Genomic DNA, 25537 nt, shown 5'->3' on the forward strand with positions numbered 1-25537 from the left:
TATTGAACTTCCCTGTGCCTGTGTTCTTTCCGGGCACGGAATTCATCAATATACGCGAGGAAATACCCCGACTGTCAATTCTAGTCGGGGTATTTCCGTATGCCCTGCCGGACGGACACGCTTCCGGGCCTTTCCGGACAGGACCTAGGGCAGGACGTCCTCCAGGTCCTCCAGGAGGCGGCGCTTCGGGCGGGCGCCGACGATCGACTTCACCGGCTCCCCCGACCGGAACACCAGCATCGTCGGGGTCGCGAGCACCCCGTACCGCATCGTCGTCTCCGGGTTGCGGTCCACGTCGATCTCGACGATCCGCAGCCGCCCCGCCTCCTCGGCCGCGATCGCGGCGAGCACCGGCTTCAGCTGCCGGCACGGCCCGCACCACTGCGCGGTGAACTTCACCAGGACCGGCAGCTCCGATCCCAGCACCTCCGCCGCGAAGTCCGCGTCCGTCACCTCGGTCACGCCTCGTGTGGACGTCGTCATCTCCGTCACCCCTACGTCTCGGTCCCTGCGTCGTGTGCGCAGCGGGGCTCCGGGCCGTGCGGCAGCTCCGCCTCGGCCCGCAGCAGCTGGGCGCCCACCTGGGCGCGTACCGCCCGGAGCTGCGCGATCAGCCCGTCGAGCTCGGCGACCTTCCGCCGGTAGACGGCGATCGACGCGGGACAGGAGTCCCCCGCCGGGTGCCCCGCGCGGAGGCAGTCGACGAACGGCCGTGTCTCCTCCAGCTCGAACCCGAAGTCCTGAAGGGTCCTGATCTGCTGGAGGAGCCGCAGGTCGTCCTCGTCGTAGGTGCGGTACCCCTGTTCCGTGCGGCGGGCGGTCAGCAGCCCCCGGGACTCGTAGTACCGCAGAGTCCGCGTGGTGGTCCCGGCCCGCTCGGCCAGCTCTCCGATGCGCATGTCCCCGACCGTAGGCCTTGACGCCGACGTCAGGGCAAGGGGCCGGGGGGCCGGTGGCTCGACGGGGCGGAAGCGGCCGCCGAGGTTTCGACGGTGGCGGGACGCTTCGGTGCGGCGGCCCGGGACTCCCAAGCTCCCCCTTCGGACGGCGGCGGATCAACGTCACACTTGAACCGTGGCGCGAGGGAGGGGGAATGGGCGGACGTGCTGGTCATCGGCGGGAACCGCTATGCCGGAAAGCGCTGATCGCCCTTCTGCGGAAATCCGGGCACCGGATCACGATCCGCAACCGGGGGTCGTCGAACGCGAGAAGGGCGACCCCCTTGCGGGGGTCGCCCTTCTCCCGAGGCCCGGATCCGGCTCAAGGCCCGGGACTCGGGGTTTGGGGTGCGTGGTGCGGGGCCAGGGGGCTCGGGCTCGTGGTCCGGTAGGGCCCCGGGTGTCAGACGCCCGCGCGGGCCTTCTCCTCGCCGTCCTCGGCTCGCTGGTCCGGGACGGGGGCCGGGGCGTGGTCGTCGACGAGGGTCTGCTCGTCGAAGGGGACCCGGCCGGCGAGGACCTCGGAGACCCGCGCCCGGTCGATCTCCTTCGTCCAGGTGCCGACCAGCACCGTCGCGACGGCGTTGCCCGCGAAGTTGGTGAGGGCGCGGGCCTCGCTCATGAAGCGGTCGATGCCGACGATCAGGCCCACTCCGTCGACCAGCTCGGGCCGGTGCGACTGGAGGCCACCCGCGAGGGTCGCGAGACCGGCGCCGGTGACACCCGCGGCCCCCTTCGAAGCGATGATCATGAAGACGAGAAGGGAGATCTGCTCGCCCACCGAGAGCGGGTCGCCCATCGCCTCGGCGACGAACAGCGAGGCCATCGTCAGATAGATCGCGGTGCCGTCGAGGTTGAAGGAGTAGCCGGTCGGCACGGTGATGCCGACGACCGGCTTGCTGACACCGAGGTGCTCCATCTTCGCGATCAGCCGGGGAAGCGCGGACTCCGAGGACGACGTCGAGAGGATCAGCAGGAACTCGCGGCCCAGGTACCTCAGGAGGGACCAGATGTTGATCCCCGCGACCAGCCTGAGGAGCGCGCCGAGCACGACGAAGACGAAGATCGCGCAGGTCAGGTAGAAACCGATCATGATGACGGCGAGCGACTTGAGCGCGGCCGCGCCGGTCGCGCCGACGACGGCCGCGATCGCGCCGAACGCGCCGACGGGGGCGACCCACATGATCATGCCGAGGATGCGGAAGACGAGCCGCTGGATGTGCCCGATCCCGCGCAGAACCGGTTCTCCGGCCGCACCCATGGCCTGGAGCGCGAAACCGGCGAGGAGCGCGACGAGGAGGGTCTGGAGGACCTCGCCCTCGGTGAAGGCGGAGACCAGGGTCGTCGGGATGACGCCGAGCAGGAAGTCGGACGTGGACTCGCTCGCGCCCTCGGCCTGCTTGGCGCCCGCCTCGGCCAGCTCCTTGGTGAGGTGGAGGCCGGATCCGGGCTCCAGGAGGTTGCCGACGAGCAGGCCGATCGCGAGGGCGACGGTCGACATGACCATGAAGTAGCCGAGGGCGAGGCCGCCGACGGCACCGACCTTCGCGGCCTTCCGGACCGAGCCGACGCCGAGCACGATCGTGCAGAAGATGATCGGCGAGATCATCATCTTGATCAGATTGACGAAGCCGGTGCCCAGCGGCTTGAGCTCGACGGCGACGCCGGGCGCCAGGAAGCCGACCGCGATGCCGAGCAGCACGGCACCGATGACGGCCAGATACAGATAGTGGGTCCGGTCCCGACGTGCGGCCACGGGGTCCTCCTCGCGCTGATGGATGTCCACGTCCCGGTGGACCTCCGCGACTATCCATCAGCCTGTGACCCGGGTCACGGTTGCGTACGTTTCGTTCACGACCGAAACGACGCCGGGCCCCCGGCAGGCGGTGAAAGGCCGGACCGGCCGGGAAGGGAACGATTCGGGAACGCGTCGCGCCGCCGCACATTCCGCCGTGCACACTTACCCGCATGCGTCTCCCCCTCCCCCACCCCCGCAGCCTGGCCGGCCAGCTCTTCGCGATGCAGGTCGTGCTCGTGGCCGTCGTCGTGGCGGGGTGCGCGGTCTTCGCGTACGTGACGGACCTGGCGCAGGCCGAGGAGACCGCCCGGCGCCAGGCCACCGCGACCGCCGCGGCCGTCGCCGACTCCCCGTCCGTGGTCACGGCGGTCCGCTCGGCCGACCCGACGGCGGTGCTCCAGCCGTACGCCGAGTCCCTGCGCCGTCACGCGGGCGTGGCGTTCGTGGTGATCATGGCCCCGGACGGCACCCGCTGGACCCACCCCGAGCCCGCGCAGATCGGCCGGACGTACCTCGGTCACATCGAGGAGGCGGCGGCGGGCCGGACGTACTCCGAGACCCACCTGGGGGTGCTCGGCCCCTCCGTACGGACGGTGGCGCCCGTCTTCGACGACGGCAGGGTCGTCGCCCTGGTCAGCGCGGGCATCACGATCGACGAGATCAGCGAACAGGTACGGGAGCAGGTCACCGCGCTGCTCGGCATGGCGGGCGCGGCGCTCGCGCTCGGCGGGGCCGGGACGTACGTGGTCAACGCGCGGCTGCGCCGCCATACGCACGGCATGAACGCGACGGAGCTGAGCCGGATGCACGACTACCACGAGGCCGCGCTGCACGCGGTCCGCGAGGGGCTCGTGATGCTCGACGGGCGGCGGCGGATCGCCCTCATCAACGACGGGGCGCGGGAGCTGCTCGGCCTCGACGACGGGGTCGTCGGCCGGCCCGCGGCCGAACTCGGACTCCCCGCGCCGCTGACGGGCGCGCTGCTGTCCGCCGAGCCGCGCGTCGACGAGACGCACCTGACGACGGACCGGGTCCTCGTGGTCAACACCCGGCCGGTGGTGGGCGGGGAGCGGCGCGGCACGGTCGTCACGCTGCGGGACCGTACGGAACTCCAGTCGCTCTCGGGAGAGTTGGACTCCGAACGCGGCTTCACGGAGGCACTCAGGTCACAGGCCCACGAGGCGGCGAACCGGCTGCACACGGTCGTGTCACTCATCGAACTGGGGCGGGTGGCCGAGGCGGTGGAGTTCGCGACGGCGGAGCTGGAGCTGGCCCAGGCGCTCACCGACCGGGTCGTGGACGCGGTCGGTGAGCCGGTGCTCGCCGCGCTGCTGCTCGGCAAGGCCGCGCAGGCCAACGAGCGGGGTGTGGAACTGGTCCTCACCGAGGACAGCGGCATCGACGACGGACTCGTACCGGCGGCGCTGCCGGCCCGGGACCTGGTGACGATCCTGGGCAACCTCATCGACAACGCGGTGGAGGCGGCCGGCGGGACCCCGCACGCGCGCGTGACGGTCACGGTCGCGGCCCGCGCGGGCGACGGCGAGCTGCTGCTCCGGGTCGGCGACAGCGGACCCGGCGTCCGCCCGGCCGACCGGGACGCGGTCCTGGGGCGCGGCTGGTCCACCCGCGGCCCCGGGCGGGGCATCGGCCTGGCCCTGGTCTGCCAGGCGGTCACCCGCGCCTCGGGCACGCTGAACCTCACGGACGCGGAGGAGGGCGGCGCGGAGTTCACGATCCGCCTGCCACTGCCGGGACGGGGGCGGGGCGCGGGTCCGGACGGTCCCGGCATCGCCGCGGACGCCGTTGCGCCGGCCCCCGGAGGTCGTGACCTCTTGGGCGCACCCCTCCTCGCGGGCCCCGCCACCACCCCCCGCCCCAGGGCGGCGGACGGCGGGGCGGCACGCCCCGTCCCCGGGGCGGCGGACGGCGGGGCGGGCCGTACCGCCCCCGGAACCGAGGTGTCCGCGTGACCGCGCCGCCGACTCTGCGGGTGCTCGTCGTCGAGGACGATCCCGTCGCCGCCGACGCGCACGCGCTGTACGCCGGGCGGGTCGAGGGCTTCACCGTCGTCGGGGTCGCCCACTCGCGGGCCGCCGCCGTGCGGGTGCTCGACCGGACGCCGGTCGACCTGATCCTGCTCGACCTCTACCTGCCCGACGGCCACGGCCTGCAGCTGCTGCGCGCGCTGCGCGCCGCCGGGCACTGTGCCGACGTCATCGCCGTGACCTCCGCCCGCGACCTCACGATCGTCCGCGAGGGCGTGTCCCTGGGAGTCGTCCAGTACGTCCTGAAGCCCTTCGCCTTCGCGACCCTCCGGGACCGCCTCGCCCGGTACGCCGAGTTCCGGGCGGCGGCCGGCGAGGCCTCCGGGCAGGACGAGGTGGACCGGGCACTCGCCACGCTCCGGGCCCCGCACCCGGCCACCCTCCCCAAGGGTCTGAGCGCTCCGACCCTGGAGGCCGTCACCCGTACCCTCCGGGCCACCCCGGCCGGGCTCACCGCCGCCGAGGCGGGCACGGCGGTCGGGATCTCGCGGATCACCGCCCGCCGCTACCTGGAGCACCTGGTGACCGCGGGCAGGGCCGTCCGCGCCCCGCAGTACGGACAGATCGGGCGCCCGGAGCTCCAGTACCGCTGGCTGGACGGCCCGGCGCGCGGTCACTGACGTTCCCTTGATCATCGCGCTGGGTTACCAGCGGGTTCCCACGTTCCTACGACCTCGTACGTTGGGGGAACGCACCGTATCCAACCGTCACCCTCCGCACCTACCGTGGCCTGGTGCACCAACCCTCACCACCCTTCGACGCCCTGGCCGCCCGCCGACTGCGCGAGGGCCTCGGCATGGCCCCCGGTCATGTCGCGTACGGCCTGCGCGCGCAGTACGGACTCTTCGTCGACCCCGACACCGTCGTCGCCTGGGAACGCGGGCGGGCCGCCCCCGGCGAACAGGAGCTCACAGCCCTCGCCGGCGTCCTGTGGTGCTCCACCGCCGACCTGATCGCCACCGCCACCAGCCTGCGTGAGCACCGGCTCGCGCGCGGCCTCGCCGTCGAGGAGCTGGCCCGGCTGGTGGGCGTCTCCGCCCACGCGTACCAGCGGATGGAGGACGAGGGCCGCTGGCGCGGGACCGAACGCCAGACGGCCGCCCTCGCGGAGGTCCTCGGCCTCGGCCCGCGCGCCCTGATCACCGCGACCGGAGGCGACGAACGCCTCGCCGAGCTGCTCCGCGACGCCGCCACGACCCGCTGGCAGGCGTATGTGAAACCGGCGGTGAAGATGCTGCCGCTGCCCAAGCGGTCCCTGGAGTCCGCCCTGCAGCGGCTGCACGCGGAGTACCACGCCCGGATGGCGGCGACCAGCAGCTGGGGCGCGTCGGGGGCGACGGGCGACGAGGGGCGCGCGTACCTCGACGGGATCACCGGGCACTTCTGGGCGGCCGTGGAGCAGTGACCGCGGGGCCGTAGATTGGCGCCCGTGAGACGACACGTGCCCTTCGAACGACTCCACAACTTCCGTGATCTGGGCGGCTATCGGACCGCCGACGGCGGAACCGTGCGGTGGGAGACCCTCTACCGCTCCGACTCCCTCGCCAAGCTGGCGGACGCCGACCCCGCCGACCTCGCCCGTTTCCGCGCACTGCGCGTGCGGACGGTGATCGACCTGCGCTACCCGTGGGAGATCGCCGCGAAGGGCCGCCTGCCGGAGACCGAGGACGTCTCCTGGCACAACCTGTCCATCGAGCACCGCCCCTACGAGCAGGCGGAGATCGACCCGGACCTCGACCCCTGGCGCTACCTCGCCGACCGGTTCGCCGAGGTCGCCGAGGACGGCGCGGCGGAACTGCGTACGGCCCTGGAACTCATCGCCGCGGCCGACGGACCGCTCGTCTTCCACTGCGCCTCGGGGAAGGACCGTACGGGACTGCTCGCGGCCCTCGTCCTGGCGCTCGTCGGGGTCCCCGACGAGGACATCCACGCGGACTTCGCGCTCACCGAACTGGCCACCGAACGGCTGGTCGCCGACTGGCGGGCGACGCACCCGGGCCGCGAGCTGCGCTGGCCCGGCTACGGCCGGGCGCCGGCCGACGTCATCCGGCTGTTCCTCGCGGACCTGCGCGCGCGGTACGGCTCGGTGGGGGCGTACGTCACCGGCCACGTCGGCCTCGATCCGACGGTGGTGGCGACGCTCAGGGCCCGGCTGGTGGAAGCGCCCTAGGGCCGGCGTTCGAAAGCGAAGAGCTGGCCCGTGGCGTCCGGCGCGCAGGGGGCCTGGGCGAGCCGCGCCCAGGCGGCCGTGCGGTCACCGACGACGGTCACGCAGCTGCCGGGCGTCGCCGAGCCGACCGGGACGATCCGGTGGCCCCGTAGGGGAGTGCCGTACGGCTCCAGGGCGAAGGCCTCGACCCGGCTCGGGTCCCCGCACTCGGAGTCCTCGTACGCGGCGTCGGGTATCCGGCCGCCGGAGGGTATGCCGGAGCAGCCGGGGCCGAAGTCGGGGTGGTGCGAGACGATCCTCCACCGGCCGGCGCCCACCGGCGCGAGCGAGTACAGCGGGAAGCCCGCCTCGGCGCACGGCACCTGATGGACCTGGCCGGTACGGACGCCCCGCCGCTCCCCGAGACAGAAGTCGCTGCCGACCACCCGGATCCGTACGTCCCCGGCGACCGGGGCGGCGGGAGCCGTGGGCGTACGGGGCGGCGGCCCGGCGGGACCGGTGGCGCCGTCCCGGAGGACGGCGACGACGCTGGCGCCGGCGAGCACGAGCCCGGCCACCGCGACGGTCGCGACGAGGGCCCGCCGTATCCGGGACGAGGCCCCGGGCCGCGCGGCGGGCGGCGCCGCGGCGCTGGGCCAGGCGGGCGGTGGGGCGGAGGCGTCCGAAGGGCCCGCGGGCGGGTCGTGTGGGCGGGGCGAGGTGGCGTCGTCCGCGGGGCCGGCGGACGGGTCCGGAGGAGCGGAGTCGTCCGCGGGGCCGGCGGGCGGGCGCGGCCGGTCGGCCGCCGGGTCCTCCGCCACCGGCGCGTACGTCCCCCGGCGCGCGAGTTCCCGCCGTACCGTCCGCCAGTCCTCCGCCCCGGCCGGATCGACCCCGCAGGCGCGGACGAAGGAGAGCAGCAGCTCCTCGCGGGGCAGGGTGGGGCGGGCCAGCATGTTCGCCACGGTGGACCGGGGCAGGACGTCCCCGTGTGCCTCCGCCCGCGCCGTGAGCTCGCGGTAGGTCAGACCGGACCAGTCCTTGAGTGCCTGGAGGCGCGCGAGGAACTCGGCGGGGGTCCTCGCCCCCCGCGGGTCAGGGATGTGCTCCCCCGGTGCCATGCGCGCCTTCCCTTCCGCCGGACAGGGTGGGGACATGTCCGGGACGGGCCCCAGCCTTGTGGATCTCGCGCTCCGGCTCAAGAGTGGAGACCCGGCATGCACGGGGGTGATGCCGGGCACAGCGCGGTGGCCCCGACCGTCCACGGGGGACGGTCGGGGCCACTCGGGCGTGTCCGGGGGCCAGGGCCCTAGAAGACCGACTCCGCCTCGCGGATGCGGTCCGCCGGGACCGTCTTCAGGCGGGTCACGGCCTCGGCCAGCGGCACCATCTCGATGCCCGTGCCCCGCAGGGCCGTCATCCGGCCGAACTCGCCGCGGTGCGCGGCCTCCACCGCGTGCCAGCCGAAGCGGGTGGCGAGCACCCGGTCGTACGGCGTCGGCGTACCGCCGCGCTGGACGTGGCCGAGGATGACCGGACGGGCCTCCTTGCCGAGGCGCCGCTCCAGCTCGACGGCGAGCTGGTTGCCGATGCCCTGGAAGCGCTCGTGACCGAACTGGTCGATCTCGCCCTTCTGGTACTCCATCGAGCCCTCGGTCGGATGGGCGCCCTCGGCGACGCAGATGACGGCGAACTTCTTGCCGCGGGCGAAGCGCTCCTCGACCATCTTCACGAGGTCGTCGATGTGGAAGGGCCGCTCGGGGAGGCAGATGCCGTGCGCGCCGCCGGCCATGCCGGACTCCAGGGCGATCCAGCCGGCGTGGCGGCCCATCACCTCGACGACCATCACCCGCTGGTGGGACTCGGCGGTGGTCTTGAGCCGGTCCATGGCCTCGGTGGCGACGCCGACGGCGGTGTCGAAGCCGAAGGTGCGGTCCGTGGAGGAGATGTCGTTGTCGATCGTCTTCGGGACGCCGACGACGGGCATGCCGGCGTCGGACAGCATCCGGGCGGCGGTCAGGGTGCCCTCGCCGCCGATCGGGATGAGGACGTCGATGCCGTACTCGCGGGCCAGGTCGGGGGCGGACTCGGCGGCCTCGGCCAGCCGGTTGCGCTCCAGGCGGGCCGAGCCGAGGATGGTGCCGCCGCGGGCCAGGATGCCGCTGACGGCGTTCAGGTCGAGGGGGCGGTAGTGGCCGTCGAGGAGGCCCTTGAACCCGTCCTCGAAGCCGATGACTTCGTCGCCGTGACCGGTGAGCGCCCGGTGCACGACCGACCGGATCACTGCGTTCAGGCCGGGGCAGTCTCCGCCTGCGGTGAGGACTCCGATGCGCATCGTGCTGTGTCTCCTGCTCGGTCGCGGTCCGTGTGAGCCACGACAATTCTCACACGCCGGACCTGACGGGCGTGCTCGCCGCCGTTCCGCGCGTCCCTTCGGCGGGCACCGCGGAGGCCTTTCGTCGCGGGCTTCCGGGCCCTTCGTCCGGCGGGCGACGTAACCATTGGCGGGGGTATTGTCAAGGGGGTGATGCGGCCCTATCGGGGCTTTCTGAGGGCAGTGGATTGACAGGCAGGGGACCGGCGGTCGCACCCCGGGTTCCACAGGACTGGACAGGAGACCACGGCGTGACGCGCAGCGTGTACGTGACCGGGATCGACCGCGGAGACGGCCGCCAGGTCGTCGAGCTGGGAGTCATGGAGCTCCTCACCCGCCAGGTGGACCGGGTGGGGGTGTTCCGGCCGCTGGTGCACGACGGCCCCGACCGGCTCTTCGACCTGCTGCGTGCCCGGTACCGGCTCTCGCAGGACGCCTCGACGGTCTACGGCATGGACTACCACGAGGCGGCCGCGCTCCAGGCCGAGCGGGGCACCGACGAGCTGGTCTCCCGGCTCGTCGACCGCTTCCACGCCGTCGCCCGCGCCTACGAGGTCGTCCTCGTCCTCGGCACCGACTTCGCCGCCACCCAGCTCCCCGACGAGCTCGCGCTCAACGCCCGGCTCGCCAACGAGTTCGGCGCCTCCGTCATCCCGGTCGTCGGCGGCAAGGGCCAGCCGGCGGAGTCCGTACGGGCCGAGGCCCGCAACGCCTTCCGGGCGTACGACGGACTCGGCTGCGACGTCCTCGCCATGGTCGTCAACCGGGTGGCGAGCGAGGACCGCGGGGCCATCGCCGAGCGGCTCACCGCCCGGGTGCCCGTGCCCTGTTACGTCCTGCCGGACGAGCCGGCGCTCGCCGCGCCCACCGTCTCCCAGATCACCCACGCGCTCGGGGCCTCCGTCGTCCTCGGTGACGACGCGGGCCTCGCCCGGGACGCCCTCGACTTCGTCTTCGGCGGCGCGATGCTGCCGAACTTCCTCCACGCGCTGACGCCCGGCTGTCTGGTCGTCACCCCCGGGGACCGGGCCGACCTGGTCGTCGGGGCGCTCGCCGCGCACTCGGCCGGGACCCCGCCGATCGCCGGTGTGCTCCTCACCCTCGACGAGCGGCCGGGCGAGGAGGTCCTGACGCTGGCGGCCCGTCTCGCGCCGGGCACCCCGGTCATCTCCGTACCGGGCAACAGCTTCCCGACCGCCGCCGAACTCTTCGCCCTCGAAGGCAAGCTGAACGCCGCCACCCCCCGCAAGGCGGAGACGGCGATCGGCCTGTTCGAGCGGCACGTGGACACGGCCGACCTCCTCAAGCGGATCTCGGTCGCCCGCAGCGGCCGGGTCACCCCGATGATGTTCGAGCACGAGCTGATCGAGCAGGCGCGCGCCGACCGGCGCCGGGTGGTGCTCCCGGAGGGCACCGAGGAGCGGGTGCTGCGCGCCGCCGACGTGCTGCTGCGCCGTGACGTCTGCGATCTGACGCTGCTCGGCGACGTCGAGACCATCCGCAAGAAGGCCGCCGACCTGAGCGTGGACCTGGCCGGCACCCAGCTGATCGACCCCCAGACCTCGGAGCTGCGGGACTCCTTCGCGGAGAAGTACGCGGCGCTGCGCGCCCACAAGGGCGTCACCGTCGAGCTGGCGTACGACGTCGTCTCGGACGTCAACTACTTCGGCACCCTGATGGTGCAGGAGGGTCTCGCCGACGGCATGGTCTCGGGTTCCGTGCACTCGACGGCCGCGACGATCCGCCCCGCCTTCGAGATCATCAAGACGAAGCCGGGAGCCTCGATCGTCTCCTCGGTCTTCTTCATGTGCCTCGCCGACAAGGTCCTGGTGTACGGCGACTGCGCGGTGAACCCGGACCCGGACGCGGCGCAGCTCGCGGACATCGCCGTCCAGTCGGCGGCCACGGCGGCCCGCTTCGGCGTCGATCCACGGATCGCGATGCTGTCGTACTCGACGGGCACGTCGGGCTCCGGCGCGGACGTCGACAAGGTGCGGGAGGCGACGAAGCTGGTCCGCGAGGCGCACCCGGAGCTGCGGATCGAGGGCCCGATCCAGTACGACGCGGCCGTGGAGCCCTCCGTGGCGGCGACGAAGCTTCCGGACTCGGAGGTGGCGGGGCAGGCGACGGTCCTGATCTTCCCGGACCTCAACACCGGCAACAACACCTACAAGGCCGTGCAGCGTTCGGCCGGCGCCGTGGCCGTCGGTCCAGTGCTCCAGGGTCTGCGCAAGCCCGTGAACGACCTCTCGCGGGGCGCGCTCGTCAGCGACATCGTCAACACGGTCGCCATCACGGCGATCCAGTCCCAGGTCCCCGCCCAGGGTCAGGAGCTCCCCGCATGACCGCCCCCACCCCCGTCCCCGCCGGCTCCCCCGACGCGTCGGCGTCCGCTCCGACCCGCGTCCTGGTCCTGAACTCGGGCTCCTCCTCGGTGAAGTACCAGCTGCTCGACATGCGCGACGACAGCCGGCTCGCCCAGGGGCTGGTGGAGCGCATCGGCGAGGAGACCTCGCGGCTCGTGCACACCCCGCTCCAGGACGGCGGGGGCGTCAAGCGGGAGAGGAGCGGCCCGATCCCCGACCACGCGGCCGCGCTGAAGGCGGTCGCGGCGGAGCTGGCGGCGGACGGTCTCGGCCTGGACTCCCCCGAGCTCGCGGCGATCGGCCACCGGGTGGTGCACGGCGGGCTGCGGTTCACCGAGCCGACGGTGATCGACGACGAGGTGCTGGCGGAGATCGAGCGGCTCGTGCCGGTGGCGCCGTTGCACAACCCGGCGAACCTCACGGGCATCAGGACGGCGACGGCGCTCCGTCCCGACCTGCCCCAGGTCGCGGTCTTCGACACGGCCTTCCACACCACGATGCCGGAGTCGGCGGCGCGGTACGCGATCGACGTGGAGACCGCCGACGCGTACCGGATCCGGCGGTACGGCTTCCACGGCACCTCGCACGCGTACGTCTCGCGGGAGACGGCGCGGCTGCTCGGCAGGGAGCCGGAGGAGGTGAACGTGATCGTGCTGCACCTGGGCAACGGCGCCTCGGCGTCGGCGGTGCGGGGCGGCCGGTGCGTGGACACCTCGATGGGCCTGACCCCGCTGGAGGGCCTGGTCATGGGCACCCGCTCGGGCGACATCGACCCGGCGGTCACCTTCCACCTGCAGCGGGTGGCGGGCATGTCGACGGACGAGATCGACGTACTCCTCAACAAGAGGTCCGGTCTGGTGGGGCTCTGCGGCGACAACGACATGCGGGAGATCCGGCGCCGGATCGACGAGGGCGACGAGCGGGCGGCGCTCGCCTTCGACGTCTACGTCCACCGGCTGAAGAAGTACATCGGCGCGTACTACGCGGTGCTCGGCCGGGTGGACGCGGTGGCGTTCACGGCGGGGGTGGGCGAGAACGCGGCCCCGGTGCGGGAGGCTGCGATCGCGGGCCTGGAGGAGCTGGGTCTCGCGGTGGACACGGGCCTCAACTCCGTGCGGTCCGACGAGGCACGGCTGATCTCGCCGGAGTACGCGCGGGTGGCGGTGGCCGTGGTACCGACGGACGAGGAGCTGGAGATCGCGCGCCAGAGTCACGCGCTCGTTCAGCGCACGGCGGGCTCGAACGAGTGAACGCCTGAGCGGCCCCGCGCCCATTTGTACTTTCCGCCAGACGGAATATTCCGCAGTGAAACAAACCGATAGGATCCGCCTCATGCGCCGTTCCAAAATCGTCTGCACGCTGGGCCCCGCCGTCGACTCGTATGAGCAGCTGAAGGCTCTCATCGAGGCTGGCATGAACGTGGCCCGATTCAACTTCAGCCACGGATCCCAGGCCGAGCACCAGGAGCGGTACGACCGCGTCCGGCAGGTCTCCGCCGACACCGGACGCGCCGTCGGCGTCCTCGCCGACCTCCAGGGCCCCAAGATCCGCCTCGAGACCTTCGCCGAGGGCCCCGTCGAGCTGGTGCGCGGTGACGAGTTCACCATCACCACCGAGGACGTCCCCGGCGACAAGTCGGTCTGCGGCACCACCTACAAGGGTCTGCCCGGCGACGTCTCCAAGGGCGACCAGATCCTCATCAACGACGGCAACGTCGAGCTGCGGGTCGTCGAGGTCGAGGGCCCCCGGGTCAAGACCATCGTCGTCGAGGGCGGTGTCATCTCCGACCACAAGGGCATCAACCTGCCCGGCGCGGCGGTGAACGTCCCCGCGCTGTCGGAGAAGGACGTCGACGACCTCCGCTTCGCCCTGCGGATGGGCTGCGACATGGTCGCCCTCTCCTTCGTCCGCGACGCCGACGACGTCAAGGACGTCCACAAGGTCATGGACGAGGAGGGCCGCCGGGTCCCCGTCATCGCCAAGGTCGAGAAGCCGCAGGCCGTCGAGAACATGGAGGCCGTCGTCGCCGCCTTCGACGCGGTCATGGTGGCCCGTGGCGACCTCGCCGTCGAGTACCCGCTGGAGAAGGTCCCGATGGTGCAGAAGCGCCTCGTGGAGCTCTGCCGCCGCAACGCCAAGCCGGTCATCGTCGCGACCCAGATGATGGAGTCGATGATCACCAACTCGCGTCCGACGCGCGCCGAGGCGAGCGACGTCGCCAACGCGATCCTCGACGGTGCGGACGCGGTCATGCTGTCGGCCGAGTCCTCGGTCGGCGCGTACCCGATCGAGACCGTCAAGACGATGTCGAAGATCGTCACCGCGGCCGAGGAGGAGCTGCTCTCCAAGGGCCTCCAGCCCCTGGTCCCCGGCAAGAAGCCGCGCACCCAGGGCGGCTCCGTCGCCCGCGCGGCCTGCGAGATCGCCGACTTCCTCGGCGGCAAGGCGCTGGTCGCCTTCACCCAGTCCGGCGACACGGCCCGCCGCCTCTCCCGCTACCGGACGCAGCAGCAGATCCTCGCCTTCACGACGGACGAGAACACCCGCAACCAGCTCACCCTGAGCTGGGGCGTCGAGTCCTACCTCGTCCCGTTCGTGGAGACCACGGACGCGATGGTCGACATCGTGGACGCCGAACTCCTGAAGCTCCAGCGCTACAACGAGGGCGACACCATGGTCATCACGGCCGGCTCGCCCCCCGGCGTCCCGGGCACGACGAACATGGTCCGCGTCCACCACCTGGGCGGCGGCGAGCGCGCCTGACGCGCCTGCCGACGCATGCCGAAGCCCCCGTCCGGCGCGGACGGGGGCTTCGTCGCGTACGGCTCCCTCCGGGATGCGGGAAGTGATACGCGGTCAGCCGGGCTCGACCGTGTTGCGGAGGCCCGGGACCCTGAGGGTGCCGCCGAACTGGCCCGCCTGCTTGAGCTTCACGTGGGTGAAGAAGACCTCCGGAAGGTCCAGCGGGGGCGGGGACTCCGGGCTGAAGGTGATCGGGATGATCCCGATGAGGTTGCCCTTCAGCTCCTCCGTGTACATGGTCACCGTGCCCTCGGTGATCGTCGACGTCCTGCCCTTCTCGGAGCGGACGTGGCCCGTGCGGCCCTCGGAGTGGACCGTCAGCTGGTGCAGGTCCCTGATGCCGATCGAGGTCGCGGTGAACTTCAGGACCTTCTTGATCGTGCCGCTGTAGGTCTTCACCTCGACGATGCCGTGGTACTTCAGACCGCTCAGCGTGAGCTTCGTGCTCTCCAGGCGCCACGGCTCGTCCGGGAGCAGCGGGATCCCCGGCTCCAGGTCGGCCGCCGCGAGTGCCGCGTCGTCGCGCTCCGGGCACGGGAAGCGGGGCTTCGCCCCGTCGGGTATGTCCTCGTCCTTCTTGGCGTCGAGGCCCTTGGCGCTCTCCGGCAGCTCCTCGACCTTCACGCCCGCCTTCTCGGCGGCCTTCTCGATCGCGGCCTTCGTCGCCTCGGCGGCCGGGTCGGTGGTCGCCGTCGGAGCGGTGGCCGTCGGCTTCGGCGCGATGGTCGCCTCCGGCACGTCGGGGTCCGCCGCCGGCTCGGCCGGGGCCTCGGTCGTCGGGGCCGCAGCCGTGGGCGTGACCGTCGGCTTCGGGTCCGGGCCGTCGAACAGGTCCTTGAGCGCGTCACCCACGCCCAGCGGGTCCAGCGGGTTCACCGACTTCGTGGGCGTCGGCGTGGGCGTGGCCGTCGGCGTCGCGGTGGGTGTCGCCGAGGCGGTGGCCTTCGCCCGCTCCTGTGTCTGCCGGGTCGTCGCCTGCCCGGTCGCGGTCGACGTCGGGGTGGCGGTGGCACCGGCGGTGCCGCTCGGGGTGGCGGTGGCGGTGGCCGTCGGTGTGGCCGTCGCGGTCGCCGAGGGGGTGGGCTTCGCGCTCTCCGTCGGTTTCGCCGTCTCCGTGGCCTCCGGCGTCGGCTCGTCCGAGCGGGTCACGCAGGGGCCGGGCGCGAAGGGGAGGTCCTTGTCGTCGGCGAGGGCGATCTTGGGCGTGAGGCCCATGCCCACGAACACCGCGGTCGGCATGGCGGCCAGCGCCATCGCCTTGCCCGCGGGGCCCTGGATCCTGTTCAGCAGCGACTTGCGCGGGGCCGCGTGCCGCGGGCCACCCTTCGCGAGCGCCGACTGAGTCTCGTCACCCCGCACTGTTCCTCCCGCCGTTGGCGTCGATCGTCGTTTCGGTCGCGTGGTGCTCCGCCTCGCGCTGCTCCGGCACGCCGGCGGCCCACGGGGCCTCGGTCTCGTCGGACGCCTCCGGCACACCGTCGTGCTGTGCGTCGGCGGTCTCCTCGACGGGGGCCGCTGGCGCCCAGGCGACGGACATGGCGCCGCCGATGAGGGAGAAGAGGAACCCGATGACCAGACCGCCGAAGTTGGACACGGGGATGGAGACGAGCGCGAGGATGATCGATGCGACTCCCGCGAAGACGCGGACGATGGGCTGGAACCACATCGTCAGTCCGAGGGTGATGAGCAGTACGCCGATGATCAGCGCGCCGGCTCCGGCGGTCGTCTGCATGGCGAGCGTGGCGTTGCCGAGCCGAAAGTCCCCGTACGGGAGATAGGCGATCGGTACGCCGCCGATGACGGTGAACAGCCCCGCCCAGAAGGGCCTGGTCTGCCGCCAGACCGTGAACCGGTTCTCCTTGAGGACTTCGCGGGAGGCGGGGATCTCGGCGCTCATGGAAACAGCTCCCTGGAAGCGGTGTTGCTGAAAAAGGTGAAGAAGATGGTGCTGACGGCCGGGACGGGCGGGGCCGGTTGGGACGGCCCGCGCCCTCCGGACCCGGTCAGTCCTTGAAGCACTCCTCGGACGTGCCCCTGTGGAGGGACAGGTTGAGGTTCGGGAGCTTGAAGGTGGCGGCGGTGGTCGCCCACGCCTTCTGCTCGACGTCGTTCAGCACCGCCTCCTCGGCGCGCTGACCGAAGCCGTACGGGTTCGCCTTGGTGTTGGGCTGAATGCCCGGCTTGCCCTTGACGGGCTTGCCGTCAGGCCCCGCGTTGAGCGCACCGGCCGCGACGCCGATGTCGATGTTCCTGAACTCGGCGTTGGTCTTGAGCTGGGAGACATCGAGGTAGATGTCCTCCGCGTAGACCTTCTCCTTGCCGGTACCGGCGGTGAGCCGGAGCGTGACGTCACCGACGAACGGCACCTTCGGCGTCACGACCGACTGGCACATGTCGGTGATCCAGGCCTTCGAGAAGCCCGAAACGGCGACCGGGGCCGCGAAGTCCTTGCCCTCGAGGTCCTTGCCGCCGTTGACGCTGCCGTACTGGACGAAGTCTTCGCCGACGAGGCTCTTCGCCTTAACCTTGAACTCCTGGCCGGAGATGCTGAAGGACGCGGCGAGCGCCCCCTGGGCCAGACCCACACCGATCGCGGCCGTCGCGGCCACGCTCGGGACCATGACGACGGCGAACCGCTTCCATCTGGTTCCGCCACGTACCTGGGACTTCATGAGAATTCCTCCTTCTCGGACGTACATCTCCGGAAGGGCCCGGGGCCCGTCCTGGGATGGGAGAAGAGCTACGTCCTCGGGAAGGAGAGCGCCGAGGCATACGGCGGCGCGACGCGCGTCCGAATCACCGGCGATCACCCCCGAGCGACAACCATGGGCCGCGTTGTCGAACGCGGCCTGATTGGACAGGCCCCGTTCGGTGAGAGCGGGAACCCCCCTGTCCAGGACCGGTGCCGGAGCGCCGGTCCACCCGGTGGGGACCCTCGCCGCGACCCCGGTTGGTTGCCGGGCGGTGCGGTTCGGACCGAGCGTCGCCGATCGTGGTCCATTCCGCGCCGTGGCACAAGGGGGTTCATTACTGGCTAGTAACGGGTGGATAACCGGGCCGTGTCGGGACGGGGCCGAACGGGTACGGAGGGTGCGTTCGAATGGGCCGGAATATCCGGAGATCACCGCATGAATGCGGACAGAAGACCAGGTTCGATTTACTGCAAGTAACAGCGGCCGCGATTACCAAGATTTGGTAAAGCGCGGCCGCCTTTTGTCACTGTGTTGCCAAATCGTCAGGCGATCCGGCGCCCCGGGGAGGGCCGAAAAGACCTCAGAACAGGACGCGCGCCAAGGCCTGGCGCGCGGCCGTGACCCTCGGGTCGTCGGCGCCGATCACCTCGAACAGTTCCAGGAGCCGCAGCCGCGCCGCGTCCCGGTCCTCGCCCGCCGTGCGGCGCACGGTCTCCACGAGGCGCCCGAAGGCGTCCTGCACGTGACCGCCCACCAGATCGAGGTCGGCGGCGGCGATCTGCGCGGTGACGTCCGCCGGGTTCTCCGCGGCGTTCCTCCGGACGGCGGTCGGGTCCAGGTCCTGCACCCGTGCGAGCAGCTCGGCCTGGGCCAGACCGAGCTGGGCCTCCGGGTGGGCCGGGTCGTCGGCCAGCACGTTCTTGTACGCCTGGATCGCGCCGGGCAGGTCGCCCGCGTCGAGCGCGGACAGGGCCGCTTCGAGGAGCGAGTCGTACGGGCCGACCGGAAGTACGGCCTCCGTACCGCCCTCGGGGGCGCCCGCGTCGACGGCGATGCCGGTGAGGCCGAAGCGCTCCTCACCGATCTGGATCAGCTGGTCGAGGGTCTCGCGGATCTGGGCCTCGGGCACCGCGCCCTGGAAGAGCGGCAACGCCTGGCCGGCGACCACCGCGAAAACGGCCGGAATTCCCTGGATGCCGAACTGCTGCATCAGCATCTGGTTGGCGTCGACATCGATCTTGGCGAGCAGGACGCGCCCGTTGTACTCGACGGCGAGCCGCTCGAGGAGGGGGCCGAGCTGCTTGCACGGCTCGCACCACTCGGCCCAGAAGTCGAGGACGACCGGGACCTCGGCGGAGCGCTGGAGCACATCGCGCTCGAAGCCCGCCTCGTCGACGTCGATCACCAGGGCGGACGGCGACACCGCCGCGGATCCGCCCTGCCGGGCGGCTTCGGCGCGCGCCTGTTCCGCCTTCGCCTTGGCCTCTCCGGCCGCCTTCACCGCGGCGAGATCGACGACGCCGCTCATGGACATGTTTCGGGGCTGCATGCGTACATCCTCCCCCTTCCGCGCACGTAACCGTTAAGCCATGGCTGAACCGTGCCGTCCGCACGCCTCCCGCCGGTGTGCGAGCCGTGGGGCGGCACGGTCCTTCGTCTTCGGTTCGCACCGGGTCCCCACCCGGTGCCGTGGTTGTCGCTCAGGCCGCTCGATGCCTTTCGCTACAGGTCGTAGCGTAACTGTCCTGGCCGGACGACGGGGAGGGCGCGGACCGGATCCGGGCGGTGAACTGCCTCACACGCGGGGCCTCTGGCGCCGTACCTACCGGCGGGTATGGTCGACTGCCATGTGTAGCCGCACCAGCCCCCGCAGCAGCCGTACGGGGCGTCCCCGCTCCCCCGAGGCCGACACGGCCATCCTGGAGGCGACCCGCGCGGCTCTGGTGGAGCTGGGCTGGGCCAAGCTCACGATGGGGGACGTCGCCGGCCGCGCCAAGGTCGCGAAGACGACCCTCTACCGCCGCTGGGCCAACAAGAACGAGCTGGTGGTGGACGCCGTCGCCGTCCTCTTCGACGAACTCGAACTGCCCGACCTGGGTTCCCTCCGGGCCGACATCGGGCATGTCGTCCTGCAGTTCGCCGCCCTCCTCGAACGCCCCGAGACCAAGACTGCCCTGATGGCGGTGGTGGCCGAGTCGACCCGCGACGAACCGCTGCGGGAGCGGATACGCGCCTCGATCGTCGACCGGCAGAAGCGGCTGGTCCTGGAGGGCCGGATGCGGGCGCAGCGGCGCGGTGAGCTTCCGGCGGACCGCGATCCCGCCGTGGTGGACGCCCTCGACGACCTGATCTTCGACGTGATCGCGGGGGCGGTGGTGCACCGTGCGCTGGTGAGCGCGGAGCCGGTGGACGAGGAGTGGGTGGCGCGCCTCTCCGCGCTCCTCGTGGGCGGGCTCGGCGCGGTGGCGGACTGAGGGCGGTCGGAGTACGGGTCAGGGGCGGTACGGGAGTTCCCGTACCGCCCCTGAATCCGTCAGGTGTGACCGTCAGAAGCCCGGCGGTTCCGTGTAGACGCCCCACTCGTCGCGGAGGGCGTCGCAGATCTCGCCGAGCGTGGCCTCGGCGCGGACGGCGTCCAGCATGGGGGCGATCATGTTCGAGCCGTCCTTGGCGGCGGCGAGCATCGCGTCGAGCGCGGCACGGACCTGGGCGTCGTCGCGGCGGGCCCTGCGCTCGCCGAGGGCGCGGACCTGGTCCCGCTCGACCTCGTGGCTGACCCGCAGGATCTCCAGGTCGCCGGTGACGGAGCCGTGGTGGACGTTGACGCCGACGACCCGCTTGTCGCCCTTCTCCAGGGACCGCTGGTACTGGAAGGCGGACTCGGCGATCTCGCCGGTGAACCAGCCGTCCTCGATGCCGCGCAGGATGCCGGAGGTGATCGGGCCGATCGGGTGCTGCCCGTCCGGGTGGGCGCGGCGGCCGCGCTCCTTGATCTGGTCGAAGATCTTCTCGGCGTCGGCCTCGATGCGGTCGGTGAGCTGCTCGACGTACCAGGAGCCGCCCAGGGGGTCGGCGACGTTGGCGACGCCGGTCTCCTCCATGAGTACCTGCTGGGTGCGCAGGGCGATCTCGGCGGCCTGCTCGCTGGGGAGGGCGAGGGTCTCGTCGAGGGCGTTGGTGTGGAGGGAGTTGGTGCCGCCGAGGACGGCGGAGAGGGCCTCGACGGCGGTGCGTACGACGTTGTTGTAGGGCTGCTGGGCGGTGAGGGAGACGCCGGCGGTCTGGGTGTGGAAGCGGAGCCACTGCGCCTTGTCGGTCCTGGCGCCGTAGACCTCCTTCATCCAACGGGCCCAGATGCGGCGGGCGGCGCGGAACTTGGCGATCTCCTCGAAGAAGTCGAGGTGCGCGTCGAAGAAGAAGGAGAGGCCGGGGGCGAAGACGTCGACGTCGAGGCCTCGGCTGAGGCCCAGCTCGACGTAGCCGAAGCCGTCCGCGAGGGTGTACGCGAGCTCCTGCGCGGCCGTCGCTCCGGCCTCGCGGATGTGGTAGCCGGAGACGGAGAGCGGCTTGTACGCGGGGATGCCCTGCGCGCAGTGCTCCATGAGGTCGCCGATGAGGCGCAGGTGGGGCTCGGGCTCGAAGAGCCACTCCTTCTGCGCGATGTACTCCTTGAAGATGTCGGTCTGGAGCGTGCCGTTGAGCACGGCCGGGTCGACGCCCTGGCGCTCGGCGGCGACCAGGTACATGCAGAAGACGGGCACGGCGGGGCCGGAGATCGTCATCGAGGTGGTGACGTCGCCGAGCGGGATGTCCTGGAAGAGGACCTCCATGTCGGCGGCGGAGTCGATGGCGACCCCGCAGTGGCCGACCTCGCCGAGGGAGCGGGGGTCGTCGGAGTCGCGGCCCATGAGGGTGGGCATGTCGAAGGCGACGGAGAGGCCGCCGCCGCCGGCGGCCAGGATCATCTTGTACCGCTCGTTGGTCTGCTCGGCGTTGCCGAAGCCGGCGAACTGGCGGATGGTCCAGGTCCGGCCCCGGTAGCCGGTGGGGTGGAGTCCTCGGGTGAAGGGGTACTCGCCGGGCCAGCCGATGCGCTCGAACCCCTCGTAGGTGTCGCCGGGGCGGGGCCCGTAGACGGGCTCGACGGCGTCGCCGGAGAGCGTGGTGAAGTCGGCGTCCCGCTTGCGGGCCTTGTCGTAACGGGCCTGCCAGCGACGGCGGCCTTCCTCGATGGCGTCAGCGTCCATACCTCGAATTTACTAGGACGTCCTAGTAAATGTCGATGGCAAACCCCCCGCACATCCGTGCGGGGGTCGGGTTACGCCTTGGCCGGAGCCGGTCGCGAGCCGCTGACCAGCGGAAGCGTCTCCGCGGCGATCCGGCGTTCGACGAAGAACGCGGCGAACGGGATCGTGCCGCTCACCAGCACCCACAGGAGCTTGCCGAACGACCACTTGGCCTTGGAGCCCAGGTCGAAGGCGAAGACCAGATAGATGATGTAGAGGACACCGTGGGCCTGGGAGACCGCGAAGGTCACGTCCTCGCCCATGTCGAACCCGTACTTGAAGACCATGCAGGCGCACAGCACGAGCAGCATGACGGCGGTCACGTACGCCATGACGCGGTAACGGGTCAGCACACTGGATTTCATGCCGTCGAGCGTAACGGCACGTTCCGGGCGATCCTCGCCCGGGTCAGCTCTCGTCGAAATCCCGCGCGCTCACCCGGAGCGGGCGCAGCATCGCGAAGATCTCGCCGCACTCCTCCGCGTCGTACGCCCCGAGCCCGAAGTCCATTCCCATCAGGTCCCGGGTCGCCGCCTCGACGACCTCGCGGCCCTTCTCCGTGATGGTCGCGAGGGTGCCGCGGCCGTCGTTCGGGTTGGGGCGCTTGGCGACCAGGCCGGACTTCACGAGGCGGTCCACCGTGTTCGTCACCGAGGTGGGGTGGACCATCAGCCGCTCGCCGATCTTCGACATCGGCAGCTCGCCCGCCTTCGAGAAGGTGAGCAGTACCAGGGCCTCGTACCGCGCGAAGGTCAGCCCGTACGGCTTGACGACGGCGTCGACCTCCGCGAGGAGGATCTGGTGGGCGCGCATGATCGAGGTGATCGCGGCCATCGAGGGGACCGGGCCCCAGCGCTTCTGCCAGAGCTCGTCGGCTCGGGCGATGGGGTCGAAGGGGAGACTGAGCGGCTTCGGCACGCGTCGACCTTACCGACTGGTCATATGGCGGTCAGCCCCGTCTCGCCTTTCGGTCGGGCCTCGCGGTGTCGCAGTCCGGAAGCGGCTGACCCCCGTGTCACGATGACCCGGAATGGCACAGGAAGTACCCTTCCCTCCCGTTTCCGTACCCGACCCTGGGGGCCGGATGTCCCGCCGCACCGTCACCGCCGCCGCCCTGGCCCTCGTCTCCGCGCTGCTCCTGGCCGGGTGCGGTGAGGACGAGCCCCGGAAGGGGCCCGTCGGCCCGCCGTCCCCGCGCGGTGGGTCCGCGACCCCCGCGAGCGGCTCACCGTTCTGGGTCGACCCGGAGAGCGACGCGGCCCAGCAGGTCCGCCGGTACGAGGCGCAGGGCAGGACCGAGGACGCCCGCATCCTGAAGCGGATCGCGGACCGGCCGGTCGCGGACTGGCCGGCCGGCGACGATCCCGTACCGGAGATCACCCGGGCGGTCCGGGGCGCGGCGGCGGAGGACCGTACCGCCGTCTTCGTCGCGTACAACATCCCGCACCGCGACTGCGGGATGTACTCGGCGGGCGGCGCGCGCGACGCGCAGGCCTACCGGACCTGGATCGACTCCTTCGCCGGCGCGATCGGCGAGGCCTCCGCGATCGTCGTCCTGGAGCCGGACGCGGTGCCGCACATCGTGGACGGCTGCACTCCGCCCCAGTACCACGACGAGCGGTACGAGCTGCTCGCCGGCGCCGTCGAGCGGCTCAAGCGACAGCCGCGCACCCGGGTCTACCTGGACGCGGGCAATCCGGCCTGGATCGACGACCCGGGCAAGCTGGTGGAGCCGCTGCGCCGGGCGGGTGTCACCCGGGCGGACGGTTTCGCGCTCAACGTCTCGAACTTCCAGCGGAACGAGACGGTACGGGACTTCGGTGCCTCGCTCTCGGGGCTGCTCGGCGGCACCCACTTCACCGTCGACACCAGCCGCAACGGCGCGGGCCCCCTCCCGGGCGACCGGGAGGAGGCCTGGTGCAATCCGCCGGGCCGGTCCCTGGGCGTGCCGCCGACGGACCGGACCGGGGACGCGCTGGTCGACGCGTACCTGTGGATCAAGCGTCCCGGAGACTCGGACGGCCAGTGCCGGGGCGGCCCGGCGGCCGGGACCTGGTGGCCGGACTACGCCCTGGGCCTGGCACGCAGGGCGAAGGCCTAGGGGCCTCGCGCCCGGTCCTCAGTCCACCTGGATCCACTTGGCCTCGGACGGGATGCCGTTCGCGTCGGTGACGAAGAGCATGTACCAGCCGGGCGGGACGAGGGTCCGGTCCCGCGGTACGTCGACGGTGACGGTCGTCCCGTCCCTGCCCTTCGTCAGGCCCAGTTCGACGGAGCGCTGTTCGACGTCCGTGGTGTGGGTGACGGCACTGGGCCGCATCAGCCGGGCCTCGGTGATCCGGCCCGCGTCCTTGGTCTTGAAGGTGGCGCGGCCGTTCTGGTCGAGTTCCCGCGAGCCCTCGCCGAGGACGGGCCGGTCGTCACCCGCCTTGTGGAGGTAGGGCGGGGTGAAGACCTCGATGCGCTGTTCGAAGGTGCCGAGCTTGGTGTTGTCCTTGTCGTCGAAGAGCGGGTCGGAGCCGAAGGTCGCGACCCGGCCGTCGGGGAGCAGCAGCGCCTCGGAGTGGTAGTTGCGGCCGACGGTGGGTTCGGCGGCCTCGGCGAAGGCGTTGGACCTCGGGTCGTAGAACTGCGCCTTGAGGATGTCGCTGCCGCTGCGGCCGCGGTAGTCCTCGGAGCCGCCGGTGGTGAAGACCGTGTCGTCGGGCAGCAGGACGCTGCTGAGGTAGCGGGTGCCCTGCGGGAGCGCCGGCCCGTCGGTGAAGACGGGGCTGTCCTTGGAGAGGTCGATGATGGAGGTGCGGGCGGTGGACTTGGACGACTCGCCGACCCCGCCGCCGCCGAGGACCATGACCTTCTGGTTCTGGACGGGGGGCAGCATCAGGGAGGCCGAGGTCTCCAGCTGGTCGGCGTCGGTGAGCCCGCCGAGCTTGGTGAAGGAGTTCTTCTTCAGGTCCCACAGGCCCGGTTCGCGGCCCTTCTCCGCCGGGCCGTAACCGGCGTTGGAGCCGCTGTAGAGCAGCTTGCCGCCCTTGGTGAGGAAGAGGGACGGGTAGGTGGGGAAGTAGCGGAAGGGCCCCTCGGACCACTTCTTGGTGGTGGGGTCGTAGATCTCGTTGTCGCCGGGGACGACGTCGCCGACGTCGTTGAGGCCGGACACGGCGAGGACCTTGCCGTCCTGGAGGGTGACCAGGGTGGGGTACCAGCGGGCGTCCTTCATGGGGGCGACCGGGATGTACTTCTCGGCCTTCGGGTCGAACTCGTAGGCGCTCTTGATGCCCTGGAAGTCCTGCTTCTCGGTGGTGAGCTTCTGCGCGAGGCCGTAGACGTTGTCGGCGGCCTCGCCCTTGAGGCCGACGACCTCGTACTGCGCGGCCTCGGTGGTGAGGGCCTGCGGGCCCTCCTTCCGCGCCTCGACGAAGACCCGGGCCTCCGCGGCGGTGATCTTCGTCTGCCAGGGTTTCATCTGGCCGCTCTTGAAGTACGAGATCTCGAACTCGCGCTTCGCCTTGGGGACGGTGACGTCGAACTTGGAGACGTACTCGACCCCGGACGGGGAGCGGAAGACGGTGCCCTTCCTCAGGGTCACCGCCTTGTCGGGGCTCTCGTTCTTGACCCGCATGCCGCCGCCGGCCTTCTTGACCTCGCCGTTGAGGATCTCGTAGCGGGCGGTGCCGCCGGCGACGAGCAGCCGCCCGTCGGGGAGCTGGGTGTGACCGGCGCAGAAGAAGTCCTCGGGGGTCGGGATCTTCTTGAAGGTGTTCTTCACCGGGTCCCACAGGACGGTCTCGAACGTGCCCGCGTCGAAGTTCTTCTGGCTGTTTCCCGAGCCGGCGATCAGCAGCACCTTGCCGGTGTGCAGCAGCGCCGCGTGGATGGCGTTGACGCTGTACGGGGCGGGGACGTCCACCGGCGTCCAGGAGCCGAAGACCCGCTTGTAGCCGGGCTGGGCGATCTTGTACGCGTGGTACTTCTCCTCGGCGAAGGAGACGGCGGCGGGGGCGTTGAGCGCCGCGAGGACGACGACCGCGCCGCTGCCGAGCAGGGTCTTCTTGAACTTCTGGGACGGCCGGTAGGCCATGG

At 71.7% G+C, this 25537-nt stretch carries 22 protein-coding genes; 9 read left to right on the forward strand and 13 right to left on the reverse strand.

All coding sequences use genetic code 11. The annotated features are described in order from the left end of the window. Positions 1-144: 144 nt before the first annotated feature. From ACFWV2_RS10955 to ACFWV2_RS10965, 3 genes are all read right to left on the reverse strand, one after another. The gene (locus ACFWV2_RS10955; RefSeq protein WP_384404720.1) at positions 145-483 is read right to left on the reverse strand and encodes a thioredoxin family protein; all 339 of its coding nucleotides are present in this window, start codon (positions 481-483) and stop codon (positions 145-147) included. A gap of 11 nt (positions 484-494) precedes the next feature. Further along, positions 495-899: a MerR family transcriptional regulator gene (locus ACFWV2_RS10960; RefSeq protein ID WP_384404721.1), complete on the reverse strand. Its 405-nt coding sequence runs from the start codon at positions 897-899 to the stop codon at positions 495-497. A 442-nt stretch (positions 900-1341) separates the two neighbouring features. Continuing rightward, entirely contained in the window at positions 1342-2694 is a 1353-nt protein-coding gene (locus ACFWV2_RS10965; RefSeq protein ID WP_384404722.1) for a cation:dicarboxylate symporter family transporter, read from the reverse strand. Positions 2695-2906: 212 nt separating this feature from the next. Here ACFWV2_RS10965 and ACFWV2_RS10970 point away from each other — a divergent pair, with 212 nt between their 5' ends. The 4 genes from ACFWV2_RS10970 to ACFWV2_RS10985 all read left to right on the forward strand — a co-directional run bounded on the left by ACFWV2_RS10970 (position 2907) and on the right by ACFWV2_RS10985 (position 6954). Then, complete coding sequence (locus ACFWV2_RS10970) at positions 2907-4709, forward strand: ATP-binding protein (protein ID WP_384404723.1); 1803 nt, start codon at positions 2907-2909, stop codon at positions 4707-4709. Then, complete coding sequence (locus tag ACFWV2_RS10975; RefSeq protein ID WP_384404724.1) at positions 4706-5404, forward strand: response regulator; 699 nt, start codon at positions 4706-4708, stop codon at positions 5402-5404. Before ACFWV2_RS10970 ends, ACFWV2_RS10975 begins: the two co-directional genes overlap by 4 nt. 176 nt (positions 5405-5580) lie before the next feature. Next, entirely contained in the window at positions 5581-6189 is a 609-nt protein-coding gene (locus ACFWV2_RS10980; RefSeq protein ID WP_384404889.1) for a helix-turn-helix domain-containing protein, read from the forward strand. A gap of 24 nt (positions 6190-6213) precedes the next feature. Then, positions 6214-6954, forward strand: coding sequence for a tyrosine-protein phosphatase (locus ACFWV2_RS10985; RefSeq protein WP_384404725.1), 741 nt, complete (start codon positions 6214-6216; stop codon positions 6952-6954). On the opposite strand, the gene ACFWV2_RS10990 is transcribed toward ACFWV2_RS10985, so the two are convergent. Both ACFWV2_RS10990 and ACFWV2_RS10995 read right to left on the reverse strand, forming a co-directional pair. After that, complete coding sequence (locus ACFWV2_RS10990) at positions 6951-8054, reverse strand: hypothetical protein (protein ID WP_384404726.1); 1104 nt, start codon at positions 8052-8054, stop codon at positions 6951-6953. The two genes, ACFWV2_RS10985 and ACFWV2_RS10990, sit on opposite strands and share 4 nt — an antisense overlap. Before the next feature lie 188 nt (positions 8055-8242). Beyond that, positions 8243-9268, reverse strand: a complete 1026-nt coding sequence (locus ACFWV2_RS10995; RefSeq protein ID WP_384404727.1) for an ATP-dependent 6-phosphofructokinase — start codon at positions 9266-9268, stop codon at positions 8243-8245. Positions 9269-9558: 290 nt separating this feature from the next. Between ACFWV2_RS10995 and pta the strand changes: the two genes are divergently transcribed. The 3 genes from pta (at position 9559) to pyk (ending at position 14436) form a co-directional block, all read left to right on the forward strand. Then, complete coding sequence (gene pta, locus ACFWV2_RS11000; RefSeq protein ID WP_384404728.1) at positions 9559-11652, forward strand: phosphate acetyltransferase; 2094 nt, start codon at positions 9559-9561, stop codon at positions 11650-11652. Further along, on the forward strand, positions 11649-12923 hold the full coding sequence (locus ACFWV2_RS11005; protein ID WP_384404729.1) for an acetate kinase: 1275 nt from the start codon (positions 11649-11651) through the stop codon (positions 12921-12923). Before pta ends, ACFWV2_RS11005 begins: the two co-directional genes overlap by 4 nt. An 82-nt stretch (positions 12924-13005) precedes the next feature. Next, positions 13006-14436, forward strand: coding sequence for a pyruvate kinase (gene pyk, locus ACFWV2_RS11010; RefSeq protein WP_384404730.1), 1431 nt, complete (start codon positions 13006-13008; stop codon positions 14434-14436). 93 nt (positions 14437-14529) lie between these two features. On the opposite strand, the gene ACFWV2_RS11015 is transcribed toward pyk, so the two are convergent. From ACFWV2_RS11015 to ACFWV2_RS11030, 4 genes are all read right to left on the reverse strand, one after another. Beyond that, complete coding sequence (locus tag ACFWV2_RS11015) at positions 14530-15834, reverse strand: hypothetical protein (RefSeq protein WP_384404731.1); 1305 nt, start codon at positions 15832-15834, stop codon at positions 14530-14532. Next, positions 15824-16372, reverse strand: coding sequence for a DUF6114 domain-containing protein (locus tag ACFWV2_RS11020; RefSeq protein WP_384404732.1), 549 nt, complete (start codon positions 16370-16372; stop codon positions 15824-15826). Before ACFWV2_RS11020 ends, ACFWV2_RS11015 begins: the two co-directional genes overlap by 11 nt. Before the next feature lie 106 nt (positions 16373-16478). Further along, positions 16479-17147 (reverse strand): DUF6230 family protein, encoded by a 669-nt coding sequence (locus ACFWV2_RS11025; protein WP_384404733.1) that lies wholly within the window; start codon positions 17145-17147, stop codon positions 16479-16481. Between the two features lie 601 nt (positions 17148-17748). Continuing rightward, positions 17749-18717, reverse strand: a complete 969-nt coding sequence (locus ACFWV2_RS11030; protein WP_384404734.1) for a tetratricopeptide repeat protein — start codon at positions 18715-18717, stop codon at positions 17749-17751. A 298-nt stretch (positions 18718-19015) separates the two neighbouring features. Here ACFWV2_RS11030 and ACFWV2_RS11035 point away from each other — a divergent pair, with 298 nt between their 5' ends. Next, positions 19016-19642 carry a TetR/AcrR family transcriptional regulator gene (locus ACFWV2_RS11035; protein WP_384404735.1) on the forward strand — a complete coding sequence of 209 codons (627 nt, stop codon included), beginning with the start codon at positions 19016-19018 and terminating at the stop codon, positions 19640-19642. Positions 19643-19714: 72 nt separating this feature from the next. Here ACFWV2_RS11035 and ACFWV2_RS11040 read toward each other — a convergent pair whose 3' ends face one another. The 3 genes from ACFWV2_RS11040 to ACFWV2_RS11050 all read right to left on the reverse strand — a co-directional run bounded on the left by ACFWV2_RS11040 (position 19715) and on the right by ACFWV2_RS11050 (position 22372). Beyond that, positions 19715-21415 carry a methylmalonyl-CoA mutase gene (locus ACFWV2_RS11040; protein ID WP_384404736.1) on the reverse strand — a complete coding sequence of 567 codons (1701 nt, stop codon included), beginning with the start codon at positions 21413-21415 and terminating at the stop codon, positions 19715-19717. A gap of 71 nt (positions 21416-21486) precedes the next feature. After that, complete coding sequence (locus ACFWV2_RS11045; RefSeq protein ID WP_384404737.1) at positions 21487-21819, reverse strand: DUF3817 domain-containing protein; 333 nt, start codon at positions 21817-21819, stop codon at positions 21487-21489. Between the two features lie 43 nt (positions 21820-21862). Continuing rightward, positions 21863-22372, reverse strand: a complete 510-nt coding sequence (locus tag ACFWV2_RS11050) for a MarR family winged helix-turn-helix transcriptional regulator (RefSeq protein WP_384404738.1) — start codon at positions 22370-22372, stop codon at positions 21863-21865. 166 nt (positions 22373-22538) lie between these two features. On the opposite strand from ACFWV2_RS11050, the gene ACFWV2_RS11055 reads away from it, so the two are divergent. After that, positions 22539-23555, forward strand: a complete 1017-nt coding sequence (locus ACFWV2_RS11055; RefSeq protein ID WP_384404739.1) for a glycoside hydrolase family 6 protein — start codon at positions 22539-22541, stop codon at positions 23553-23555. A gap of 18 nt (positions 23556-23573) precedes the next feature. On the opposite strand, the gene ACFWV2_RS11060 is transcribed toward ACFWV2_RS11055, so the two are convergent. Beyond that, positions 23574-25535: a galactose oxidase-like domain-containing protein gene (locus ACFWV2_RS11060; protein WP_384404740.1), complete on the reverse strand. Its 1962-nt coding sequence runs from the start codon at positions 25533-25535 to the stop codon at positions 23574-23576. Between the last annotated feature and the right edge of the window lie 2 nt (positions 25536-25537).

The organism is Streptomyces sp. NPDC058671, assembly GCF_042716475.1.
Taxonomy (GTDB): domain Bacteria; phylum Actinomycetota; class Actinomycetes; order Streptomycetales; family Streptomycetaceae; genus Streptomyces.

Excerpts from the sequence above, each read along its gene's own strand:
- ACFWV2_RS11030 (WP_384404734.1), bottom strand. The coding sequence starts at position 18,717 with ATGCAGCCCCGAAACATGTCCATGAGCGGCGTCGTCGATCTCGCCGCG.
- ACFWV2_RS11025 (WP_384404733.1), bottom strand. The coding sequence starts at position 17,147 with ATGAAGTCCCAGGTACGTGGCGGAACCAGATGGAAGCGGTTCGCCGTC.
- ACFWV2_RS11040 (WP_384404736.1), bottom strand. The coding sequence starts at position 21,415 with ATGGACGCTGACGCCATCGAGGAAGGCCGCCGTCGCTGGCAGGCCCGT.
- ACFWV2_RS11045 (WP_384404737.1), bottom strand. The coding sequence starts at position 21,819 with ATGAAATCCAGTGTGCTGACCCGTTACCGCGTCATGGCGTACGTGACC.
- ACFWV2_RS11020 (WP_384404732.1), bottom strand. The coding sequence starts at position 16,372 with ATGAGCGCCGAGATCCCCGCCTCCCGCGAAGTCCTCAAGGAGAACCGG.
- ACFWV2_RS11060 (WP_384404740.1), bottom strand. The coding sequence starts at position 25,535 with ATGGCCTACCGGCCGTCCCAGAAGTTCAAGAAGACCCTGCTCGGCAGC.
- ACFWV2_RS10990 (WP_384404726.1), bottom strand. The coding sequence starts at position 8,054 with ATGGCACCGGGGGAGCACATCCCTGACCCGCGGGGGGCGAGGACCCCC.
- ACFWV2_RS10960 (WP_384404721.1), bottom strand. The coding sequence starts at position 899 with ATGCGCATCGGAGAGCTGGCCGAGCGGGCCGGGACCACCACGCGGACT.
- ACFWV2_RS11035 (WP_384404735.1), top strand. The coding sequence starts at position 19,016 with ATGTGTAGCCGCACCAGCCCCCGCAGCAGCCGTACGGGGCGTCCCCGC.
- ACFWV2_RS10970 (WP_384404723.1), top strand. The coding sequence starts at position 2,907 with ATGCGTCTCCCCCTCCCCCACCCCCGCAGCCTGGCCGGCCAGCTCTTC.
- ACFWV2_RS11005 (WP_384404729.1), top strand. The coding sequence starts at position 11,649 with ATGACCGCCCCCACCCCCGTCCCCGCCGGCTCCCCCGACGCGTCGGCG.
- ACFWV2_RS10980 (WP_384404889.1), top strand. The coding sequence starts at position 5,581 with ATGGCCCCCGGTCATGTCGCGTACGGCCTGCGCGCGCAGTACGGACTC.
- ACFWV2_RS10955 (WP_384404720.1), bottom strand. The coding sequence starts at position 483 with ATGACGACGTCCACACGAGGCGTGACCGAGGTGACGGACGCGGACTTC.
- ACFWV2_RS10995 (WP_384404727.1), bottom strand. The coding sequence starts at position 9,268 with ATGCGCATCGGAGTCCTCACCGCAGGCGGAGACTGCCCCGGCCTGAAC.
- pyk (WP_384404730.1), top strand. The coding sequence starts at position 13,006 with ATGCGCCGTTCCAAAATCGTCTGCACGCTGGGCCCCGCCGTCGACTCG.
- ACFWV2_RS11055 (WP_384404739.1), top strand. The coding sequence starts at position 22,539 with ATGTCCCGCCGCACCGTCACCGCCGCCGCCCTGGCCCTCGTCTCCGCG.